Source organism: Microbacterium sp. Leaf351 (assembly GCF_001423825.1).
Lineage (GTDB): Bacteria > Actinomycetota > Actinomycetes > Actinomycetales > Microbacteriaceae > Microbacterium > Microbacterium ginsengisoli.
Map to the genome: position 1 here is coordinate 1 of NZ_LMPK01000019.1, position 299 is coordinate 299.

Here is a 299-nt window from a genome sequence, read left to right on the forward strand (position 1 = left end):
CCCGCGGGAAGTGACACCACGCTAAGAGACTCACCCCGGATACTCTGTCGAGTCAGCTGACGGCGGGATGCCTTGGGGAGCGTTCCGATCGTCTCGGGCCCGCCGCACATGCGAACGGACCGATGTTGGGCGTTGGGTTCCCGAGAATCCGCCGTCTGCGCGCGGGTCCTCGATAATCTCAACCGTGGCCAACGCATCTGACCAGAGTGAGCTCCCGATCAGTATCGACTTCTACTTCTGTATCGGGAAGATCGCCGTAACTTCGAGTGCGCTTGAAAAGAGCGTGTGGTGGTTTTTGC